This window comes from Paenibacillus sp. Cedars (genome assembly GCF_003184205.1).
In the GTDB taxonomy this organism is placed as follows: Bacteria; Bacillota; Bacilli; order Paenibacillales; family Paenibacillaceae; genus Paenibacillus_AQ; species Paenibacillus_AQ glucanolyticus.
In genome coordinates this window covers 4,389,653-4,410,107 of the sequence record NZ_CP020866.1, presented here as the reverse complement: position 1 = coordinate 4,410,107, position 20,455 = coordinate 4,389,653, and the positions used below count along the sequence as shown (strand labels likewise).

Below are 20,455 nucleotides of genomic sequence, written 5' to 3'. Positions count from 1 at the left end.
TTGGCGTATACACCTTTTTTTTAAGTGAAATAAAAAGGTCTTTGAAATAAATGTTTTTCTATACAATAATACCAACCACTAAAACACCATGGTGGGTATTATTATGATGAAACTATGAACTAATGGTCATATACAAAATCACTGTGTTTTATCTTCCATTAGTAAGAAAATAGAGGAGTATTAGAACAGCAATAATTCCAACAATGATCCAAATAACAGATTTAAATTTCATAATTATTACCACCTTTGTAAATAAATATAAAATATATTTTCCATTTGCTAGAATATATGTTAACATAAATATCAATGGCGCGCCAATTCCATACATTTTTTGCATCCAGGAGGAAATATCTGATGATTTTGAAAGTGATTTGTAAAATGAGTTTAGCGGCTTTATTGTTTATAGTATCTCTCGGATTTGTATCGTCAACTTCCGCAGCAGAACCAATGGGAAATTCAACACCAGAATCTTATATTGATTATCTGGAAAATTTAATTAGTACAGGAGATACAGGTGCAGTAGAGACATTAGAGCAATTTAAAAATCTAGATGAAAGCCAACAGAAAGCTTTCGTGACCTTTATGTTTACTGCAAATTACGAAGAAGTATTCAAGGATATGGGAAATGGAAAAGAAATTAACAAAAATTATTTTGTTGATGGAATAGAGGTTCCTGTAAGCATTGAAAATGAAAGTGTGGGCACTTCACTAAATGATGTGAATATGCTCGCTGCATCAGGTATTGCGGCATCTGCAAGTCATTCGATGAAATTTAATGTCTTCGGAATTGAAACAACAACTTTAACTTTAACGGTGGTTTGGGAGCATAATAATTCGGTGGCTGTTAAACCACTGAGTGTTACCTATGCTCATGTAAATAGGAATCCTGTAATGATTATTTCTGAGGTTTCTAACAATAATCCAGGGTATATCACTGGTGGGTATTACTATGGATCAGGAACATGGAAATCGACTGCAACAGGTGCTGTTGGATTTATAACTGACACTTTTGGTATTAAAATAAAGGCATCGACACCGAAGCACAGATATTATTCAACGACATCGACTCATAGTAACATTTCGGGGGCACCTTGGACTCAATTTTAAGTTAGGTGATCGTTGGTTGAAAATGTGACTGTTAATAATCATGATTGAAGTAATTAAGGGAATAGAACTCAATGCTTTTAAGCGAGGGTTCTATTCCCATTCTTATTTGAGGGATGGTAAATTAAAGCTCCAATCACGTGTGCCCATTCACTAAATGAGATAGCCGTATACCGCAACAAAATAATACAATAAAGGATGAAAAGTTTAGCTTTATGATATTTAGGATGCTTTACGAAAAAAATGATCCCTATAATTTTATTAATTCATCTGTTGCCAAATCCCACTTATAAACAACCCCACTATACATATCTACATAATACCAACCAAATGTAGCTATGTGAGTTGTCATGTTCTCATATGCTCTTATTAAGTATCGACTACCTTCAGTTCCTTCCTCCATGAAATGAAGCTTGTACTTGTCAGCATCTTTTTTTATTTTTGAATAGACGAGACTATATAGACTGAACTTTTGATTTACAGACGGATGCAAAGGCGGTCAATGGTCTCCATCCGGTGGATATTGACTCGTCTCATAAACGCAGCGATGTTAAGTCGAATATGATAAAACTTCTTGTAAAATACATTGTGAACCACGTCGCTCTTCAGCCATTTCCAAAGTCCCTCCACAAGATTGAGCTCGGGCGAGTATTTGGGTAAGAAGACAAAATCCAGGCGAGAATGTTGTTGCAAGTACACCTGGACCTGCTTTGCGTGGTGAATTTTCCCATTGTCTAAGATCATAACAATCTTACCGGTCGGATACGCCTGTAGAACGGTATCAAGAAACTGAATGAAGGCGGGCGCATCATAACGCTCACCGTCACGATACAGAATTTCTCCGGTTTCGTAATTCAATACGCCGAATATCTTTGCACCTTGATGGCGACCGTAGGTTGGAATCTTGCGCTGGTGACCTTTGGGAAACCAGTTGTACTGCAAGGATTGATAGGCGCGAATCATAGACTCGTCCTCGAACAGCAAGTGATCGATTTGGTTGTCTATAAGCTTTTTTTTAGCGCAGGGAAGGTTTTGTTACGAAAGGTTTCTTGTTCATCTGGATCAGCTGATTCCAGTGTGTACGTAGCTTTCGTGTAACTAAACCCCAGCCGATGAAGTAATTTGGACATCCCTCTCTCTGTAAACATTTTCTGGAATTCACGTTCAACAAAGAGCATGGTCAGCTTTAGCGTCCAGGTGTATTTGGCCTCGATGCCAACGTCAACGGGTCGCTTGGTGGCGATGGTTTCAGCTAATATTTGTTCCTGTTCATCACTTAATCTATGCGGTTTTCCGGGGGAGTGGCCAAGCGCCAGCGCATCGATACCGCCTTCATGGTAACTGCGAATATAGCCACTGACGGTTTTCTCCGTGCGCTTAATCATCTTTGCAATTTCTCGGTTCGTATGGCCTTCTAGATGATGAAGGACAGCAAGATAGCGTTCGTACATTCGTTTGTCCGAGGTCTCTCGAAGAGCCGTTTCCAACGTTTTGACTTGGTTTGATTTTGTCTTCATCCTGATCACGTCCTAATGGTTAATGTTTCTTCTATTACCCAATTCAGGACGCTTTGTAAAGATGATTTGTAGTTCTTAAGTTCAGTCTATATAGCAGCTTTATCTTGTGTTACTTTAATTGCTGGCTGTTTTCCAACATAAAGATTATCCCCTCTGAGCGATATATCTTTGCTAACTGCGTTACTCAAAGTCCGAACTGGCACATATGTTGTATTGTTATATGTTATTGCTTTAGTTATTGTTTGTTTTTTGCCATCTACAATTAAATTAACCTTTTGTATCACAGCTTTAATGCTTGTTCCAGAAGCAGCATACGCAGTGACTCCTGTTAACATTGAACCAATTGTAATACCAATCACTAACCCTTTTAACTTATCCTTCATGATTTATAACTACCCCTTTTTTATTTGATGTAATAAGTTATTCGACAAATAATAACAAATTACCTTCAGAAAAGTAATTAAATACCTCATATGTAAAGAACATGTGTTCGATATTTGATATATAGAAGTAGATTTCCCTTGTTTTTTGTTTGTTGTATGATATTGAGGCTAATAAAAGGCGGGAGCGAAAGCAGTGTGCAAGTCCCTGTGAGGGACTTGGAAGGCGCTAAAGAAAAGGCATCTCCAAGATGGTATGGGCCATACGGGGGTGCCTTCTTCTTTGAACACCGCTCCAAACGAGCTCAGCCTTTTGTATACATATCCCGATTACAAGCTTATGATGAAAGGGTCAGGTTTTGAAGCCACAATGCAGATGGAGGTTGCATCTACGATGAATCAGGAAGAGAAGGGACAAATCCCCGGGATTAATCATATAGAAGAGCATCAGCTCAGTCAGGTGAAGATTACGCTGTCTAATCCTTTGCGCTGGGTGAACAGTTATGTGCTGCGGGGAGATGATGGTGTCACCATCCTTGACCCAGGCCCGCGTACGGACTCCTCGGAGCAGGAATGGCAGGCTGCGCTGGAGCTGCTCGATATCGGAATCAGCGACATCGTCTCGGTTGTGCTGACTCACCATCATCCGGATCACTATGGCCTGGCCGGATGGTTTCAGGAGCGCACCGGTGCGAAGGTCTGGATGTCCGAGCGTGCCCATCGGGAAGCGATGCTGATGTGGGGCCCGGATTCTACTATGGACAGCGCGCTTCCGTCGTTCTTTGGGCTGCATGGCATGCCGGAATCCTGGCTTGACCAGCTGCCGGAGCATCTGAACAGCTTCTTCTCCCAAGTTACGCCGCAGCCGCAAGTCTCGTACATCGGGGAGGACCTGCCTTTCCGGATGGGGAACAGGATATGGATACCGGTCCAAACCGCCGGCCATGCTCCGGGGCATCTGTCGTTCTTCCATGCCGACAGCGGCATTCTGCTCTGCGGCGATGCCGTGCTGCCGCAAATCTCGCCCAACGTCAGCCTGCTGCCCGGCAGCGACGCCGGGCCGCTGGCGCTCTTCCTCGCAGGGCTGCGCCGCCTGCGGGAACTGCATGTCCGGACTGCGTATCCCGGACACCGCCACCCGTTCACGCATGTCCGTGAACGGATCGAAGCGCTCCTCGTTCATCACGAGGAGCGCCTGACGGCAATCGCCGGCATGCTGGGCGCAGCCGGACGGCTAACCGCCTTCGAGGTCTGCACCGCCCTCTTCGGCGATAAGCTCGGCATCCACCAGCTGCGCTTTGCCATGTGCGAAGCGCTTGCCCATCTTGCCGAGCTCACCGATCGCGGGGAAGCCGAGATGGTGGACAACGAGGACGGAATGTGCTATTTTTCTGTGCGGAAATAGCGGTATTCCTGATATAATCAAGACATGAATAAACCGTCTGCTTGTACGTTTGCTTCCATCATGCGTAGAAAGGGCGGTTTTTTGTTTAATAGATCAGAAGGGATACGTTGTGGAGCATCCGCTATGGGATACCCCGGGAAAAAGCGTCCGAACCGCTGCGTCTGGATGCTTGGTAGGTACATCCCCTGTAAGACTGCAGCAGAGTACATTCTTAGAATAGGAAAGCGCTTCAACTTAGGGGGATCCTTCGTTATCCGGAGTCAGAGTTTTCTAATAACCCGCATATATTTAATGTTACCTGTGCTGTATAAGCGCAAGCATTCCCTCTTGTATCATCTTTAGTCTTAATCATTGACCACCATGATCCACTCCATCACTTGGGTTTCAATCTGCAATTTTCATGTTATAGGATTCGTATCTCATAAGCCCCTGAAAAGGAGAATCTGCCATGAAGAAAAAAGATGTGGTTGCCATGCTGCTCGCAGGAGGTCAAGGCAAACGGCTGAAGGGTCTGACAAAGACACTGGCGAAGCCGGCTGTTTATTTTGGGGGTACATACCGGATTATTGATTTTCCCCTCAGCAACTGCTCCCATTCTGGAATTGACACCGTCGGTGTGCTCACGCAGTATGAGCCGCTGGTGCTGCATTCCTACATTGGTGTAGGCAGCGACTGGGATATGGACCGGCTGAATGGGGGCGTATTCGTGCTGCCGCCCCATGAACGCGAAGACGGGACTACCTGGTACCGCGGGACGGCAGATGCAATCTTCCGTAACCTCAAGTTTATTGATCAGTATGATCCCGAGCACGTCCTCATTTTATCAGGAGACCACATCTACAAAATGGATTACGACCGCATGCTGGCTTACCACAAGGAGAAGGATGCCGATTGCACCATCTCGGTCATTGAAGTCAGTCTGGACGAAGCGAAGCGGTTCGGCATGGTGAATACGGATGAGAACTACCGGATTTATGAATTCGAGGAGAAGCCGGCACAGCCCAAGAGCACTACAGCTTCCATGGGCGTGTATCTGTTCCGCTGGAAGCTGCTGCGATCCTATTTACTGCAGAATGCGGAGCTTCCAGGAACGAGCCATGATTTTGGCAAAGACATTCTGCCGAATATGCTGGATGATGGGAAAACGCTGTACGCCTATCCATTCGACGGGTATTGGAAGGATGTCGGCACGATCCAAAGCCTATGGGAAGCCAATATGGATCTGCTCAGCGAGAAGCCCAAGCTGGACTTAAACGATCCGTTATGGCGGATTTATACCCGGAATCCGAATCAGCCGGCAGAGTATATTTCGCCAACCGCGGTCGTGCGGAACAGCATGATTAATGAAGGCTGCACCGTATGCGGCGAGGTGGAGCACTCGGTCCTCTTTTATGGCGTTGAGATAGGGGAAGGCAGTGTCATCACCGATTCGGTTATCATGCCCAAGGTGCGTATTGGCAGCCATGTTCGCATACACCGTGCCATCGTGACCGAGGATATGGTCATTGAAGACCATACAACCATCGGTCCGCCTCCGGAAGATCCATCCCAGATCGTGCTTGTAAGCGGTAATGATGAAGACGTGCTGAAGCTGCTTCAATCGTCTTCGTCCCACATTAATCAAGGTTAGGACGGGATCGCAGATGAGAGAACTCATGGGGATTATTAATTTGGAGCATGAACGGGATGTGCTGAATGAATTGACGTATTACCGCTGCGGTGCGGCTGTGCCTTTTGCGAGCAGGTATCGCTTGATTGACTTTGTGATGTCGAACATGATGCATGCCGGCATCCAGGATATCGCGCTCTTCGTTCGCCGGAAATACCGATCCTTGATGGATCATCTCGGTGAAGGTCGTCCGTGGGATATGCATCGTAAGCGGGGCGGCTTATTCATCCTTCCACCGGATTGGAATGATGAGACGGATGTGTCCGCCGGCGAGCTGCGACATATTTATAACAATCTGGATTTCTTTGAGCGGGGGGCTGCAAAATATATCGTGCATTCCGGCAGTCAGCATATCAGTACGGTCGATTTGAACGAGGTGTATGAATACCATCTGGAGCAGGGCGCTGATGTAACACTGGTATACACAAGAGTGGATAAGCCGAGAGATGAGCATCGTTCCTGCACACACCTGGATGTCAACGAGGATGGCATCGTAACGGACATCCATTACGAACACAAGCACGATGGGGTCTACATGGAATTGTTTGTGATGGAGAAATCGTTGTTTCTTGAGATGGCGGATCATTGCATAGCCCATGGCGGCAGCAATTTCTTTCGGGATGCGATCATGCGCAACCGTCATAAGCTGAATATTGCAGGGTACGAATATCGCGGATATCATGCGGTGATCAACTCGCTTGAAAGCTATTACCGCACCAGCATGAATCTTCTCAACCCCACGGCATACAACAGCTTGTTTCGCAAGCAGTCTGTTCACACCAAAATCAAGTACGAGGTTCCGGCAAAATATTTGAACTCCGCCGATGTAAGCAATGCGTTGGTAGCCAACGGTTGTCAGATCGATGGGGAAGTCAAGAACAGCATTCTGTTTCGAGGGGTACAGGTAAAAAGAGGTGCGAGCATTCACAATTCGATTATTATGCAAAAGTGCGTTATTGGTGAAAACGTAAGGCTTGAGAACGTCATACTCGATAAAGACGTGATCATCTCGCGGGATCATAAACTTCAGGGCGATTTTCGCAAGCCCTTTGTAATTGCCAAGGACATCTCCATCTGATATCAAAAATAAAACGAGTCCGTCAGGAGGAACTTTCTTTTGTTTAACAACAAGGAAACATTCAAGCAGGTCTTTACGGAGCAATTGGTGAGTCGTTTGGGGAAGGGGCTTGAAGAAGCAGCGCCTGAGGATGTTTATAAAATACTCGGGGGCATGATCCGGGAGTATGTCGGACGGCAATGGGCGGCAGCCAATCGGACCTACCGGGATACAGCGCAGAAACAAGTATATTACTTCTCGCTGGAATTTTTGATCGGGCGGCTGATGGGAAACAATCTGCTGAATCTCGGCGTGCTGGACATGGTCCGGAGCGGTCTGCTGGAGCTGGGCTGGAATTTGGAAGAGATTGAGGAGCAGGAGCCGGATGCAGGTCTCGGCAACGGGGGGCTTGGGCGTCTTGCAGCATGCTTTCTGGATTCGCTGGCATCACTGAGTTATGCAGGCCATGGATGCGGGATTCGTTATAAGTATGGATTGTTTGAACAGAAGATTATTGATGGTTATCAGGTTGAGCTGCCTGACAATTGGCTCCAGCGGGGTAACGTCTGGGAAGAGCGGCGGGCGGACAAAGCGGTGGAAGTACGCTTCTGGGGTCATGTGGAAATCGGTATGCAGGAAGAACGAACGGTGTTTCACACGGTGGACTACGAACGTGTTCTGGCCGTCCCTTATGATGTGCCTGTGATCGGTTATGGCGAGGGGCAGGTGAATACATTGCGCCTGTGGAGCGCCGAATCGGCAACGGATTTGTCCAGAATCCGTACGGCCAATCAACATAACAGCTATTATAAATTTTTAGAATATAACAGGTCGGTTGAATCCATATCGGAATTTTTGTACCCGGATGATTCGGCTTACGAAGGCAAGCTTCTGCGGCTGAAGCAGCAGTACTTTCTCTGTTCCGCGGGGGTTCAGAGCATCCTCAGAACGTTTGACAAGCTGGGGCTGATGTATCGTGAGCTGCCGGAATATGTCGCAATTCATATTAATGATACACACCCTACACTGGTCATACCCGAGCTGATGCGGATTCTTGTTGACGACAAGGGTTTGGGTTGGGATGAGGCTTGGGACATTACGAGCCGGACCGTGTCCTATACCAATCATACCCTGCTGAGCGAAGCATTGGAAAAATGGCCGGCTGGTATGGTCAGGGAGCTGCTACCTCGCGTTTACATGATCATTGAAGAGATCAACAAACGTTTCTGCAGCATGCTGCTGGATCGTTATCCAGGCGACCAAGAGCGTATATCACAGCTCGCGATTGTGGAGAGCGATCAAATACGAATGGCCAATCTGGCCATCGTGGGAAGCTATCATGTGAACGGCGTAGCAGCTCTGCATACAGAACTGCTTAAGACGCAGGTGATGAAACCGCAATATGAGCTGTATCCGGAGCGGTTCAGCAACAAGACCAACGGGATTACCCACCGCCGCTGGCTCATGCACAGCAATCCGGGATTGAGCCAGCTCATCAGCGAAGGCATCGGTACCTCGTGGATCACGGATCCCGTTCAACTGATACAGCTTCAGTCATTAAAGACGGATTCTGCCTTTCAGCAAGGAATTCAGCGAATCAAACGGAGCAATAAAGAACGGCTTGCGGACTATATTGCCCATAAACAAGGGATACAGATTAATCCTGATTCGATATTTGATGTCCATGTTAAGCGGCTCCATGGCTACAAGCGGCAGCTGCTGAACATTTTGCGTGTCATCCATGCTTATAACGAGATTAAGGATCAGCCGGGGGCAGATCGTGTACCGCGTACCGTCATTTTTGGGGCGAAGGCAGCGCCGGGTTACTATTTAGCCAAAAGCATCATCAAGTTAATTAATGTCGTAGCGGATGTCGTTAATCACGATTCGGAGGTAAATGACAAACTTCAAGTGCTGTTTCTCGAGAATTATTCGGTCTCGCTTGCCGAGAGGATTATTCCCGCTGCCGATGTGAGCGAGCAGATATCAACCGCCGGCAAGGAGGCATCCGGCACGGGTAATATGAAATTTATGATGAATGGCGCATTGACCATCGGTACGCTGGATGGAGCGAATGTGGAGATGTTTGAGCTGCTGGGCAGAGATAATATGTTCCTGTTTGGTCTGGAACTTGCGGATGTGCTGGAATATTACCGGACCGGGGCGTATGTAGCCAGAGAGAGGTATGCGCAGGATTCGAGAATCGCCCGTGTGCTGGATCAATTAATATCCTCAGGCCCGTTCTGCTGTCACGAGCTGGAATTCGGTCAGATCCTGCAGTCCCTGCTGGATCACAATGATGAATTTTTTGTATTGGAGGACTTTTCCAGCTATGTTGCGACCCAGGCGGATATCGATGACGTCTATCTGAATGCCAGGGCCTGGACCGAGAAGTCAATTATCAATATTGCCCATTCGGGTCATTTCTCCAGCGACAATACCATTCACCGCTATGCATCCGACATCTGGGACATTGCTTCCGTAAAGGTCAGTATGAACAGGTAGTCTACTATTTTTCTGACAAAAAAAGAACCCCGTCATAGAGATTGGCGGGGTATCCATAAGTGCTCTATTGGATTGTTCTTCATCATAGGATATGATTGAGGCTTGCAAAAATGACTAGATAGATTTACCGTTTTATGCAATTGGACAGCCCGATTTTTCATAGCCGAAGATGAGCCTCTTTATTATAGAAGGAACTCATCTCCAAGCCTGGAGAAGCTTAGATTTCGGTAAGCGCGCTATCGTCTATGATTCTTTGAAATTACCGGGCTCCTTCGATTAGGTCAAGGTGGAGGAGTCCAATTGATAGGCGATAAAAAAGGAGATTCGCGATAGCTGCGAATCTCCTTTTTGAAATGGTTTATTCTTTGGGGAGTTCTTCGGTCGTGCCGTACAACTCGATCTCCCGGTCCGCTTGCTTGCGATGGGCGATCCGGCTGCTGGCGGCTGCGGCAACCGCACCGACGATATCGTCCAGGAAGGTATGGACCCTGCCGCTTGATTTATCATTCAATTGCTCCAGAATGCCGGGCTTGAGTTTGTCGATATACCCGTAATTGGTGAAGCCGATGCTGCCGTACACGTTAACGATGGAAAATGCCAGAACCTCATCCACGCCATATAGCCCTTCATCATTGGCCAGCATTTCCTGAAGCGGAGAGATGAGGTTGCCCTCCTCCGCCAAAATATCCAGTTGGATTCCGGTCAATACCGCATTTTGCACCTCGCGTTTGCTGAGCACGGCATCCACATTTTCGATGCATTCTTCCATCGTCAAATTCGGATAGTATTTCTTTTGAAGGATCATTACCAGCTCTGCGATTTCCTCCAATTTGATTCCACGCTCATGCAGCAGGCTCCGTGTTGCTTCTGCTACCTTTTTGCTGTTCAGACTGTAAGGGATATTTGTATCGTTTTCTGCCATGATGGAACTCACCTCATTTTTGTGGGTTGATGAAGATGCTTACGACGATTGTACTTTTTCCGGCACCCCTTTGTCCAGAAAGGGCAAAACTGAGAGTTATTTTTTTGGAAAGGGCTCGTATACATAGGAGTACAACCTGTACAAAAAAATGTTAGGGAGGAACAATACATGAAAAGTAACAAACGCAATCTTCGCAGGCTTTCCGCCGCCGGGCTGCTTGCTGTTCCGATCGTATTGTCCGGCTGTGGTGTGTTTTCCGGGAACCAATCGGAAGCGATTGACCCACCGCCTGCACAAGTGGAGAAGCAGATGCTGAACACGGCCGGATCTACAGCGGCGCAGGGCGACATTGGCACACAAACCACGGTTTATTTATCCGATACGAGAGGAATGCTGGCACCAGTAACCTTGGGGATTCCGAAGGTCGAGGGTGCCAATGAGGTGGCCGAATCCCTTGAAGTGCTTGTGAATGGAGGGCGCTACGCGGGCTTTGTTCCACAGGGCTTCCAGGCCGTGCTGCCTGCCGGTACCCAAATCAATAATGTGACGGTAGATCAGGAGAACAAACTGGCTGTTGTTGAATTCAATAAATCGTTTACGGAATATAAAGCGGCAGATGAACGAAGAATTTTGGAGGCGTTGACGTGGACGCTGACAGGACATGAAGGCATTGAGCAGATGCAGGTATGGGTGGATGGAGTCAAGCTGACGGAGATGCCGGTGAATCACACGCCGCTGGATCGTCCGCTGTCTCGTGCGATGGGCATTAATTTGCAGAAGGCAGATGATGCGTTATACTCCGCTTCCTCACCGGTTACCGTTTATTTCTCCTCATTAACGACAGACGGGATCCAGTACTATGTACCGGTAACAAGACTTGTTCCGACCGGACAAGATGCGGTTCAGGCCGCCTTGAATGAGCTGATTCGTGGACCGCAGTATGGTGATGGACTCGTTGAAGTCATTCCGGATGACACAACCGTTGCATCCATTGAAACAGGGGAGGACGGCGCCGTAACCGTATCGCTCCAGGACAGCATGTTTGAACAGGGAGAGCAGGTTCCGACCGAGCTGCTGCAGGCTGTCGTGCTTACGGTTTCCGAAAATTCGGAAAATGCGAAGGTGAAAATCCGGATGAACGATCTGGCTGAGGTGGTTGGAACGGACAGCCGCAACTACAGTGAGCCAGTAAGCCGTCCGGAATTTATTAACGAAATTTCGATCTGACGATTTTATCGCTTTGTTTGACAAGATGCACCCCAAAAAGGTGCTTTTGTGCCTGCACTTTGGTAGAATAGGGAATGCTAATCAGGATTGCGATAAGAAGTAGGAGGCAGAAAACATGAGATCTAACGGACGTAAGAGCGATGAGCTTCGACCGATGAATTTATCGACCCATGTGAATAAATATGCGGAAGGCTCCGTGTACATCGAAATGGGAGACACCAAGGTGCTGATTACGGCAACCGTGGATGAGAAAGTTCCCCCGTTTCTGAAAGGACAAGGAAAGGGCTGGGTGACGGCTGAATATTCAATGCTGCCGCGCGCAACACAATCTCGGAATCAGCGGGAAGCCAATCGCGGTAAACTCACTGGCCGGACGATGGAAATTCAGCGGCTGATCGGCAGAGCGCTCAGGTCTGTTGTGAATCTGCATGCTCTTGGCGAGCGGACAATTACGCTGGACTGCGATGTGATCCAGGCGGATGGCGGAACGCGGACCACCTCCATAACAGGAGCATTTGTAGCCCTGGCCATAGCGGTAAATAAAATTGCAGAACAACATAAACTCGCAGTATTTCCGATCACGGATTACTTGGCATCGATTAGTGTGGGTATCGCTGGAGGACAGGCGCTGCTAGACCTGAACTATGAAGAGGATTCCAAAGCGAAGGTGGATATGAATCTGGTTATGACCGGAGGGGGTAAATTCGTTGAGGTTCAAGGAACCGGCGAAGAAAGCCCATTCTCGCGCGAGGAGCTGGATCAGATTCTGGAGCTTGGGGAAAAAGGAATCCGCGAGCTGATCGAGCGTCAACAGGAAGCACTCGGACCCATTGCAGCCAAAATCGGTTCCGTGAATGCGGGAACTGGAGTCTAAGATATGACGCTGACACTTGGGGATACTCTCATTGTAGCTACCCGCAATCAGGGGAAAGTGAAGGAATTTGCACATGCATTTGCTGCGCTTGGCGTGGAAGTCAAGAGTATGTACGATTACCCTGAATTGCCTGATGTCGTTGAAGATGGAGTTACCTTCGCAGCCAATGCATTCAAGAAAGCCAAAGCGGTCGGTGATGCACTGGGATTGCCTGTGCTTGCAGATGATTCCGGATTATGCGTGGATGCGCTGGACGGCGCTCCGGGTGTATATTCCGCAAGGTATGCAGGTGAGCATGGCGCGGATGAGGATAATAACGAGAAGCTGATCGGCGAGCTGGAGCAATTAAGACTGGGTGAGGACACCGAGCAGCCCTTGTTAAGCCCGGCCCGATTCGTCTGCGTGCTGGTGCTGTACGATCCGGTTTCAGGAGAAAAGCTGGAGGCGGAAGGGCATGTCGAAGGGTGGATCACTTCCGATCCATCCGGAAGCGGCGGTTTCGGGTACGATCCGCTGTTCTACTTGCCAAGCCATGAGAAAACGATGGCAGAGCTTTCCCTGGAGGAGAAGCAGTTAATCAGTCACCGCGGATAAGCCCTTCGCAAGCTGGTTGCGTATCTGCAGGCGTTGAGCTGAATCGAGATGATTGCAAAAAGAAACCATACCGGCGTGAGCGGGTATGGTTTCTTTGTTTTTTCAGTAGAATAAGGTTTAACGTATGGATACGTTATATTCTTTAAGCCAGAAATGAACCTGGGCCAGGTAGGCAAACAGCTGCGGGCCGGACATCAATTGACCGAACCAAGGGAGATTGGAGGACGCGTCCGGAGAAGAGGCCAGCTCCCGTATCCGCGCAGTATCAATGAGCGGAAGCAGCGGAGATGTGCCATCATCCAGTATGGACAGTACCTGCGCTTTGACGGCGGTCAGGTAGTTCGGATTGTGGGTTTTGGGATATGGACTTTTTTTGCGGTACAGGACATCATCCGGGAGCACGCCCTCCAGCGCCTTGCGCAGAATGCCTTTTTCACGGTCGCCTGCTGTTTTGATGCTCCATGGGATGTTCCACACATAATCGATCAGACGATGATCGGTATAAGGCACACGGACTTCCAGTCCGACGCCCATACTCATCCGGTCCTTGCGATCCAGCAGGGTTGGCATAAAGCGGGTGATGTTGAGGTAGGACATAACCCGCATTTTGGCTTGCTGGCCAGTCTCGCCGTCCAGCTTAGGGACTTCAGCTACCGCATCCGAATAGCGGTCTCCCAGGTATTCCAGGGGTCTGATCCAGTCCCGGATTTCGGCAGACAGAAGTCCGGCTCTCATGTCCGGAGCGACCGACCATGGGAATGTGCCGGAGTTCAGCATGTCTTCCCGGTGAAACCAAGGATATCCGCCAAATATTTCATCGGCAGCTTCGCCCGATATGGCAACGGTGGCGCCTTTTTTGATCTCTCGGCAGAAGAGGAGCAGCGATGCATCAACGTCGGCCATGCCGGGCAGGTCGCGCTTTTGCGTGGAGGTATCCAGCGCCTCAACCAATTCGGGAGTATCGAATTCAATCCAGTGATGGTTCGTCCCAAGCTCATCGTGCATCCGTTGAATCCATGGCGCATCTGCGCCAGGCTGGAAGGAATGGGACTGAAAGTGCTTGTTGTTGTCCACATAATCGACAGAGTAGGTATGCACTTGTCCTTGGCCCGTCCGCTTATAGTAATCGACGGCAAGGGAAGAAAGCGCACTGGAATCAAGCCCCCCGGATAAAAGGGAGCAGACCGGCACGTCAGATACCAGCTGACGCTCTACCGTATCCCGGAGGAGATCGCGCAAGTAGCTTGCCGTTTGGTCTACATCATCCTCATGCGGTTTGCTTTCCAGCTTCCAATAGGTGTATTTGCGCAACCCTTCCCGGTTAAATATCATCGCCATGCCAGGGCGGAGTTCGGAGATGTCTTTATAGACGCCATGCCCCGGGGTCCGTGCAGGACCGATAATGAACACTTCGGCAAGTCCTTCAGCACCGACCACGGGCTCCACCTTCGGATGCTGTAGCAGTGCTTTGGGTTCAGAGCCGAAAACCAAGGTTCCGTCGATGTAGCTGTAGAACAAGGGTTTTACTCCCACCCGGTCCCGTGCCAGAAACACTTGTTCCTGCGCACTATCCCAAATGGCAAAGGCAAATATTCCATTGAGGCGTTCCAAACACTCGGGGCCCCATTCGATATAGGAGACTAACAACACTTCCGTATCACACTTGGTATTGAAACGATGTCCGCGTCGTATCAATTCGTCTTTAAGCTCAGCAGCATTATATAATTCCCCGTTGTATACAATGGCGTAGACTTCCTCTTCCTGATGAATGATCATCGGCTGAGCTCCATTTTCGGGGTCGATCACGCTGAGTCTTCGGTGTCCAAATGCGCACGGGTTGGAAATCCAGGTGCCGGATCCGTCAGGTCCGCGGTGAGCCAAACTTTCTGTCATTTTTACCAGCAGCTGCGAATCCTGCGTCAAATCGCCGCTCCATTGTATAAAACCGGTTATTCCGCACATGACGGTTCATCCTCTCTTTGTCTTTGTCATACGCTGTCCCAACTTTTTAATCCTACGTCGCCAAAGTGATACAGATATATGCCGAAGGAAGGCATAAAATGTCTGTCCTTTTACGAAAACTAAGAAAGAGGACGAATTTCAAAGCAAAGGAGAGAAGCGTCCATGGATAAGTCAACCTATTACGTCTCCGTGCAAAGCCGTTCTGTGTTGACTCAGCAGGGGGCAAGCCCTTATGAATGGGAGATCGAAGCTACGCCGGAAGAGGCTGATCAAGTCCGGATTGAGCTGGATATGATGCAGGAGAAGGAAGAAGAAGCCCTTGGATACATGTTTCCTTGGCCGGATACGCCGCAACAAAGCTCCAATGCCCTGTTTCAATCTTCCCTGGATAATGTGTACCGGACGATATATCAGTTGGGTACGCCGGCAACGCGTCAGCAGATGGAGGAGCTGCGATTGCTCTCCGATATGACGTGAAAATAAAAAAAGGATTGTGCAGAAGCCTGCACATCCCATGAAGGAGAATGCATGATGTACGCAATTAGAGACGCAAAAATTCGACGGATTACCGAAGTTAACGGTGCGCCATGCGCCGAGGTGGAGGTATATCCTGAAGCGGAGGGAGAAAGCGCATTGCTGGCTTACCTGACACCATCGTCTCCGCTGGGAGGCTACGAACTGGTGAGAATCGTCCGGAGCAACGCCAGCATGGAGCTCGACTGGTTTGATAACAGCATGCATGATGCTTTTGTGGATGCTACGGACGAAGCGTTCGAGAATAGTGTTCATTCCACGGCCGAGGAGGATCGGGATACCTTTAAACAGCAGCTCCTCTCGACCGGTCAATTGTACGAGCAGTTGAATCAGCGGCTCAGCGAAGGACCTCAGTATTTTTAGGGGTTAGGAAAAAGATTGGCAAAGTTCTTTGGAAGCCTAGACAAGAAGGGCCATGCAGCATGATAGCTGCATGGCCCTTCAATCATCTGATGTGTTTAGTAAGCCGTTTCCCGCAATACTTGAATGCCCATGATGATGTTATATACAAATGCTCCGAAGTAGATGATCCCGAACAGGATGAGATACCCGATAATGGAGCCGAAGGACCCCGAGGTTACGGCCATATAGATCATGGGTATCGCTGCGATAACCGGGAATACGTGCGAGAATAATGCACGGCGGGCGTGCTTGGCAACGTAGGCGTCCGGAGACAGAATCCACACGATGAGGGGGAGAAGAAACGGCGCAAAAAAGATGCTGAAATACGATAAAGAGGACAGAAGCTGTCTCATGGTATCACACTCCTAAAGTCATTCTGATGATATACATATTACCCAGTAAGCGCGTTCCTGATTCTGTAATGAGGGTATTCAAAAAAAGTTCTTTAAAAAATGCCGAATATGCGATATAATATACTTCGTTACTGTTTTAAAGCATTTCATACATATATGTCCCAGTAGCTCAGCTGGATAGAGCAACGGCCTTCTAAGCCGTCGGTCAGGGGTTCGAATCCCTTCTGGGACGTAAAAGAGGCACCGCCATTTATGGCGGTGTTTTTGCGTCCAATCAAGGGCCGCCTTTCTTGCAAATGAAAGATATCCATGACACGATTAGTTTATGTTTTGAGAAGACCTGACTTCATAATCATTTCATCTTATAATAGAAGAAAAAATATTTTCGTATATATATTGAGGAGGCATCAAGCATGCAGCTTACTAAAATATCACAGAATACCGCCATCTTATTGGAGCACGCCAGAAAATCGGGACTCACCTCCTCCGAGTTGCTGGAGGCAGTACGCTCGGGAGAGAATGAGAGATTTCAGATTGCTCAGAATGGTCATTTTCATTACGGGGAACTGTTCGCCTATGCGGGAGAGCATGGGGAAGATTTGGAAAAAGCCGTTATCGAGGGCTACAAAATTACGTTTAATACCCGAAACGGTCTGAAAATATGGCTGGAGGAAACCTTTCACCTCAGCTCGGAATCCGACTTCCGTGTGGGTGAGGGAATCATTGAGGGGTTAAAGCTCAAGAAGGAGCAGTTGGCTCGCTTGAAGGAGGCAATGGCTGTCAACTGGACTCTTCAGGAAGAGCCAGCAACGGATGGAGTTCAGGTCAGACTGACCGTCAGAGGGCTGCAATAAAGGAAAAAAGCCGCCCATTCTTATTCTTGTTGAATAAGAATGGGCGGCTTTTTTAAAGAAACTACAGCTGCATTCAGGAACCTCCCACAGAGTTTCCTTTACATCCGGCTCGGCGTTGGCAATCCCAACACTTCCAAAGCTTCGCCAAGGGTATCCTTAAACAGCGAAGTGAGCCATATCCGGAAACGCTGTACGTCTGCCTCGGCTTTCAGAATCGGACATGCCGAATAAAAATTGTTGAACAAGGAGCACAGCTCATACGCGAAGTTACAGATGGCGCTTGGGGATAGCTCTCGTCCGGCAGCATAAAGGGTATCATGCCAGGTGCTGATATGCCTCAGCAGCGCATGCTCTGCTTTTTCCATGTCAGGGAAGTGAGCAGGCATAGAGGGCAAGACACCGGCATCCTGCGCTTTATTGAGAACACTAAGTGCACGCGCGTAGGAATAGAGCAGGTAGACTCCCGTATTTCCCGAAATTTCCGTGGCCTGTTTCAGATCGAACACAACCTCGGTTTGCAGTGCAAAGCGAAGCAGATAGTAACGGATGGAGGCTGCTGCTATCGCATGGCTGGACAATCCGTTTTTATCCGAACGGGTATCTTCGATGACTTTGGCTACTTGCTGGATAAGCTCGGTAATTTTTATCCCGATCCCTTGACGTCCGGACATGGCATAGGACGCCTTTCCGTCGGAAGTGTCGATTCCAAGATCCGCTGCTGCCGAAGGACTAAGTGAAACCACGCCGTAACTGACATGTCGAAGGTTCTGGGCTTCTTCGTTGAATCCCAAGCCTTCCAGTGCCTGCTTCACCATCAGCTGTGGGTACTGCTGCCTGTAATCAATGACATTGATAACCATATCGGCTTTGCCATATGCCTGCTGTTCACCCTGAGTGCTCGTGGTCCAAACATCTTCGGTGAATCTTGTATATACAAAATCATTGGAGAGCAGTCCGTATTTCCACAAATGATAAGCAATATCTTTGGCGGTGTAAGTCAAAATGCCATTAGAGCGTACCAGCACTTTGTCCATGCTGTGCTCGGAATCGGGATCGTCTGCCTTATCTCCCCCTAATTGTTTGAGCACCCAGCAGCCTGCCAGCTTACCCTCGGTTTCCTGATGGAACAGTGAGGTGTTCTTCAACAATTCGAAAGCGGAATCCCAAAATCCCTCTCTGACAATGCTGCTCTCCCATACCAGAAGGTCGTATCCAATGCCAAACTGCTTCATTTCTTCAAGATGCTCTTTAACGATTCTTTCAGCTACGAGCAATCCGATCCAGGAAAGATTCTGATGTCCCTCCTCCAATGCGTGGAGAACTTCCGTCCGATGTTGAACCAGTGCAGGTTCTCTTTCGTATGCTTTATTCGTGCTCGAATACACATCCCAGCAGTAATCACCGAATCTGGCATGTTCCTTGGACAGCGGGGTATGGAGCATTCCAACAACCGTATCCGCCAGCTGATTGCCAAGATCGTCGATATAATTATGCGCCTCCACCTCATAGCCAAGCTTTCTCATCAGCCGGACCAGCGTATCCCCGATACAGGAATTCCGTAAATGACCGATATGCGCAGATTTGTTCGGATTGATGGAGGTGTGCTCGATAACAATCTTTTCATGGGTCGCCGGCGGCAGTTCAAATGGGTGGTTGGCCCACGCTTCCCAGTCGATGTGCAGATTGATAAAACCTGGAGCCACGACCTCCGTGGCCGAAACCAGTTGTTTGAAGGGAACATCCTGCTCAAGCTCCGTTTTAATTAACTCGGCAATGTGCAGGGGAGCCTTACGAAGCAGCTTGGCAAGCTGCATTGCGATGTTGGTTGCATAATCCCCGTGCTCTATGCTGGAGGGCTGCTCGACCCGGACTGGGATGGATTCCGGCAGCTTGATGCCGAAAGAGTCACACACCTGGATTGCTGCTTGTTGAACACTGGTAATCATTAATTGACTTAACACGGTAAATCCCCCTTTGAAAAATAAGAACACCTCGGAAAAATAAAAAAAGCCCTCATCTCAATAAAGAGACGAGGACTTGTGCTCGCGGTACCACTCTTGTTGTTAAACCGGCAAGGGTTCAACCACCTTCATACAATAACGGTGTAAGCCGGGGCTTCCTACAATCCTTCAATTCGGAAGACCATCTCCTGGGTCCGTTTCACGGCCGACTTTGTACCGGTTTCCACCCTCCCGGCTCGCTTGGACTAAAGTCTGAAGCAGTTACTCTCCCAATCAACGAAAATCACATTTTCAAGTTTTTCATATTATAACCAATCTATTTAGAAAATCAACCATAAAATTGTTAAAGCTTCTCCGCAATGATACGCAAGCGCTTATAATCTGCGTAGTAGGCATCCTCATGCCAGAGCGTGTCGTAGCTTATTTGGCTGATGCGGGCAATTGCATGGTCCCTTTCTTCAGCTGTAAATCCGGTAAAGAAATGATCGCCAAAATGCAGGAGCCAATACCGAACGCCCTCCTTGCCCTCAGACAGCTTGGTAGGACGGTCATAATGATGTGCCATACGGACCCGGAACCCTTGGGCTTCCAGCAGAGTCGCATATTCTGCCACACTAGGAAAATACCACGGATTTCGTGTGTCCGCATCGATTCCATAATGGTCGGCGAATACAGTTCTTAGGGCTTCATAGATCGTTTCAATATTGCCTTGTCCTCCAAATTCGGCGACGAATCGGCCGCCGCTCCTTAGTGCGCCATGCACAGAGCGGACTGCACCTGCAGCATTCTTCATCCAGTGCAGCGCCGCATTGGAGAAGACAGCATCATAAGGTGCTTCGACCGTGAAGTTTTCGCCATTTCCAACGCGGAATGCAAGGCTTTTATACTTAGTTTGGGCCTGCTCAATCATCTCCACGGCTGAGTCCATACCGGTCACGTATGCACCGGCCGTAGATATTTCATAAGCCAAATCACCGGTCCCGCACCCAAGGTCGAGAATCCGCTCGCCGGCTCGAGGCGCCAGAAGCTCTGCCAAACCTTTTCCATAAGCTGAAACAAACGACAACTGCCGATCGTAATCCCGAGGCTTCCATATTTGCTCCGACATCGTAAGACTCCCCCTTTTTTATGAATA

General features: G+C 48.5%; 18 protein-coding genes, 1 tRNA gene and 1 other annotated feature. Of the genes, 12 read left to right on the top strand and 7 right to left on the bottom strand.

Features of this window, described 5'->3' with window-relative positions; translation table 11 throughout:
• The first annotated feature begins 354 nt into the window (after window positions 1-354).
• The gene (locus B9D94_RS22095; RefSeq protein WP_036641354.1) at window positions 355-1,107 is read left to right on the top strand and encodes a hypothetical protein; all 753 of its coding nucleotides are present in this window, start codon (window positions 355-357) and stop codon (window positions 1,105-1,107) included.
• 474 nt (window positions 1,108-1,581) lie between these two features.
• On the opposite strand, the gene B9D94_RS22090 is transcribed toward B9D94_RS22095, so the two are convergent.
• Both B9D94_RS22090 and B9D94_RS22085 read right to left on the bottom strand, forming a co-directional pair.
• Window positions 1,582-2,621, bottom strand: a protein-coding gene (locus B9D94_RS22090) for an IS630 family transposase (protein ID WP_253806011.1) whose coding sequence is annotated in 2 segments (ribosomal slippage) — window positions 1,582-2,118 and window positions 2,121-2,621 — 1,038 coding nt in all. Because the reading frame shifts where the segments join, the coding sequence is not laid out codon by codon here.
• Between the two features lie 86 nt (window positions 2,622-2,707).
• Entirely contained in the window at window positions 2,708-3,004 is a 297-nt protein-coding gene (locus B9D94_RS22085; RefSeq protein WP_148247986.1) for a stalk domain-containing protein, read from the bottom strand.
• Window positions 3,005-3,284: 280 nt separating this feature from the next.
• Between B9D94_RS22085 and B9D94_RS22080 the strand changes: the two genes are divergently transcribed.
• The 4 genes from B9D94_RS22080 to B9D94_RS22065 all read left to right on the top strand — a co-directional run bounded on the left by B9D94_RS22080 (window position 3,285) and on the right by B9D94_RS22065 (window position 9,637).
• Complete coding sequence (locus tag B9D94_RS22080; protein WP_235187411.1) at window positions 3,285-4,406, top strand: MBL fold metallo-hydrolase; 1,122 nt, start codon at window positions 3,285-3,287, stop codon at window positions 4,404-4,406.
• Between the two features lie 448 nt (window positions 4,407-4,854).
• A complete protein-coding gene (locus B9D94_RS22075; RefSeq protein ID WP_006208757.1) occupies window positions 4,855-6,036 on the top strand; it encodes a glucose-1-phosphate adenylyltransferase in 1,182 nt (393 codons plus the stop codon).
• 13 nt (window positions 6,037-6,049) lie between these two features.
• Complete coding sequence (glgD, locus tag B9D94_RS22070; protein WP_006208758.1) at window positions 6,050-7,153, top strand: glucose-1-phosphate adenylyltransferase subunit GlgD; 1,104 nt, start codon at window positions 6,050-6,052, stop codon at window positions 7,151-7,153.
• 39 nt (window positions 7,154-7,192) lie between these two features.
• Window positions 7,193-9,637, top strand: a complete 2,445-nt coding sequence (locus B9D94_RS22065) for a glycogen/starch/alpha-glucan phosphorylase (RefSeq protein WP_148247985.1) — start codon at window positions 7,193-7,195, stop codon at window positions 9,635-9,637.
• A gap of 358 nt (window positions 9,638-9,995) precedes the next feature.
• On the opposite strand, the gene B9D94_RS22060 is transcribed toward B9D94_RS22065, so the two are convergent.
• Entirely contained in the window at window positions 9,996-10,559 is a 564-nt protein-coding gene (locus tag B9D94_RS22060) for a phosphatidylglycerophosphatase A family protein (RefSeq protein ID WP_006208761.1), read from the bottom strand.
• A gap of 168 nt (window positions 10,560-10,727) precedes the next feature.
• Here B9D94_RS22060 and B9D94_RS22055 point away from each other — a divergent pair, with 168 nt between their 5' ends.
• The 3 genes from B9D94_RS22055 to rdgB all read left to right on the top strand — a co-directional run bounded on the left by B9D94_RS22055 (window position 10,728) and on the right by rdgB (window position 13,254).
• Window positions 10,728-11,786 (top strand): GerMN domain-containing protein, encoded by a 1,059-nt coding sequence (locus tag B9D94_RS22055; protein ID WP_148247984.1) that lies wholly within the window; start codon window positions 10,728-10,730, stop codon window positions 11,784-11,786.
• Between the two features lie 115 nt (window positions 11,787-11,901).
• On the top strand, window positions 11,902-12,660 hold the full coding sequence (gene rph / locus B9D94_RS22050; RefSeq protein ID WP_036641360.1) for a ribonuclease PH: 759 nt from the start codon (window positions 11,902-11,904) through the stop codon (window positions 12,658-12,660).
• Window positions 12,661-12,663: 3 nt separating this feature from the next.
• Window positions 12,664-13,254: an RdgB/HAM1 family non-canonical purine NTP pyrophosphatase gene (rdgB, locus tag B9D94_RS22045; protein WP_148247983.1), complete on the top strand. Its 591-nt coding sequence runs from the start codon at window positions 12,664-12,666 to the stop codon at window positions 13,252-13,254.
• A 117-nt stretch (window positions 13,255-13,371) separates the two neighbouring features.
• Here rdgB and asnB read toward each other — a convergent pair whose 3' ends face one another.
• Entirely contained in the window at window positions 13,372-15,216 is a 1,845-nt protein-coding gene (gene asnB, locus B9D94_RS22040; protein ID WP_036641365.1) for an asparagine synthase (glutamine-hydrolyzing), read from the bottom strand.
• 162 nt (window positions 15,217-15,378) lie between these two features.
• On the opposite strand from asnB, the gene B9D94_RS22035 reads away from it, so the two are divergent.
• Together B9D94_RS22035 and B9D94_RS22030 are read left to right on the top strand one after the other, a co-directional pair.
• Entirely contained in the window at window positions 15,379-15,693 is a 315-nt protein-coding gene (locus B9D94_RS22035; protein ID WP_006208767.1) for a hypothetical protein, read from the top strand.
• 54 nt (window positions 15,694-15,747) lie between these two features.
• Entirely contained in the window at window positions 15,748-16,113 is a 366-nt protein-coding gene (locus tag B9D94_RS22030; protein WP_006208768.1) for a hypothetical protein, read from the top strand.
• Window positions 16,114-16,208: 95 nt separating this feature from the next.
• Here B9D94_RS22030 and B9D94_RS22025 read toward each other — a convergent pair whose 3' ends face one another.
• Entirely contained in the window at window positions 16,209-16,505 is a 297-nt protein-coding gene (locus B9D94_RS22025) for a magnetosome magnetite crystal formation protein family (RefSeq protein WP_036641371.1), read from the bottom strand.
• Between the two features lie 158 nt (window positions 16,506-16,663).
• On the opposite strand from B9D94_RS22025, the gene B9D94_RS22020 reads away from it, so the two are divergent.
• Both B9D94_RS22020 and B9D94_RS22015 read left to right on the top strand, forming a co-directional pair.
• Window positions 16,664-16,737: transfer RNA gene (locus tag B9D94_RS22020), tRNA-Arg, on the top strand.
• Window positions 16,738-16,918: 181 nt separating this feature from the next.
• The gene (locus B9D94_RS22015; protein WP_148247982.1) at window positions 16,919-17,359 is read left to right on the top strand and encodes a hypothetical protein; all 441 of its coding nucleotides are present in this window, start codon (window positions 16,919-16,921) and stop codon (window positions 17,357-17,359) included.
• A gap of 98 nt (window positions 17,360-17,457) precedes the next feature.
• Here the strand turns inward: B9D94_RS22015 and B9D94_RS22010 are convergent, their stop codons facing one another.
• Together B9D94_RS22010 and B9D94_RS22005 are read right to left on the bottom strand one after the other, a co-directional pair.
• The gene (locus B9D94_RS22010; RefSeq protein ID WP_148247981.1) at window positions 17,458-19,320 is read right to left on the bottom strand and encodes an arginine--tRNA ligase; all 1,863 of its coding nucleotides are present in this window, start codon (window positions 19,318-19,320) and stop codon (window positions 17,458-17,460) included.
• Between the two features lie 61 nt (window positions 19,321-19,381).
• Window positions 19,382-19,606 (bottom strand) — a binding site (T-box leader).
• A 57-nt stretch (window positions 19,607-19,663) separates the two neighbouring features.
• Complete coding sequence (locus B9D94_RS22005) at window positions 19,664-20,428, bottom strand: class I SAM-dependent methyltransferase (protein WP_148247980.1); 765 nt, start codon at window positions 20,426-20,428, stop codon at window positions 19,664-19,666.
• Window positions 20,429-20,455 lie beyond the last annotated feature (27 nt).

Bases quoted from the DNA above. Each gene is read 5' to 3' on its own strand.
- rdgB (WP_148247983.1), top strand. From the start codon at position 12,664: ATGACGCTGACACTTGGGGATACTCTCATTGTAGCTACCCGCAATCAG.
- rph (WP_036641360.1), top strand. From the start codon at position 11,902: ATGAGATCTAACGGACGTAAGAGCGATGAGCTTCGACCGATGAATTTA.
- B9D94_RS22005 (WP_148247980.1), bottom strand. From the start codon at position 20,428: ATGTCGGAGCAAATATGGAAGCCTCGGGATTACGATCGGCAGTTGTCG.
- B9D94_RS22075 (WP_006208757.1), top strand. From the start codon at position 4,855: ATGAAGAAAAAAGATGTGGTTGCCATGCTGCTCGCAGGAGGTCAAGGC.
- asnB (WP_036641365.1), bottom strand. From the start codon at position 15,216: ATGTGCGGAATAACCGGTTTTATACAATGGAGCGGCGATTTGACGCAG.
- glgD (WP_006208758.1), top strand. From the start codon at position 6,050: ATGAGAGAACTCATGGGGATTATTAATTTGGAGCATGAACGGGATGTG.
- B9D94_RS22095 (WP_036641354.1), top strand. From the start codon at position 355: ATGATTTTGAAAGTGATTTGTAAAATGAGTTTAGCGGCTTTATTGTTT.
- B9D94_RS22055 (WP_148247984.1), top strand. From the start codon at position 10,728: ATGAAAAGTAACAAACGCAATCTTCGCAGGCTTTCCGCCGCCGGGCTG.
- B9D94_RS22025 (WP_036641371.1), bottom strand. From the start codon at position 16,505: ATGAGACAGCTTCTGTCCTCTTTATCGTATTTCAGCATCTTTTTTGCG.
- B9D94_RS22035 (WP_006208767.1), top strand. From the start codon at position 15,379: ATGGATAAGTCAACCTATTACGTCTCCGTGCAAAGCCGTTCTGTGTTG.
- B9D94_RS22085 (WP_148247986.1), bottom strand. From the start codon at position 3,004: ATGAAGGATAAGTTAAAAGGGTTAGTGATTGGTATTACAATTGGTTCA.
- B9D94_RS22030 (WP_006208768.1), top strand. From the start codon at position 15,748: ATGTACGCAATTAGAGACGCAAAAATTCGACGGATTACCGAAGTTAAC.
- B9D94_RS22060 (WP_006208761.1), bottom strand. From the start codon at position 10,559: ATGGCAGAAAACGATACAAATATCCCTTACAGTCTGAACAGCAAAAAG.
- B9D94_RS22015 (WP_148247982.1), top strand. From the start codon at position 16,919: ATGCAGCTTACTAAAATATCACAGAATACCGCCATCTTATTGGAGCAC.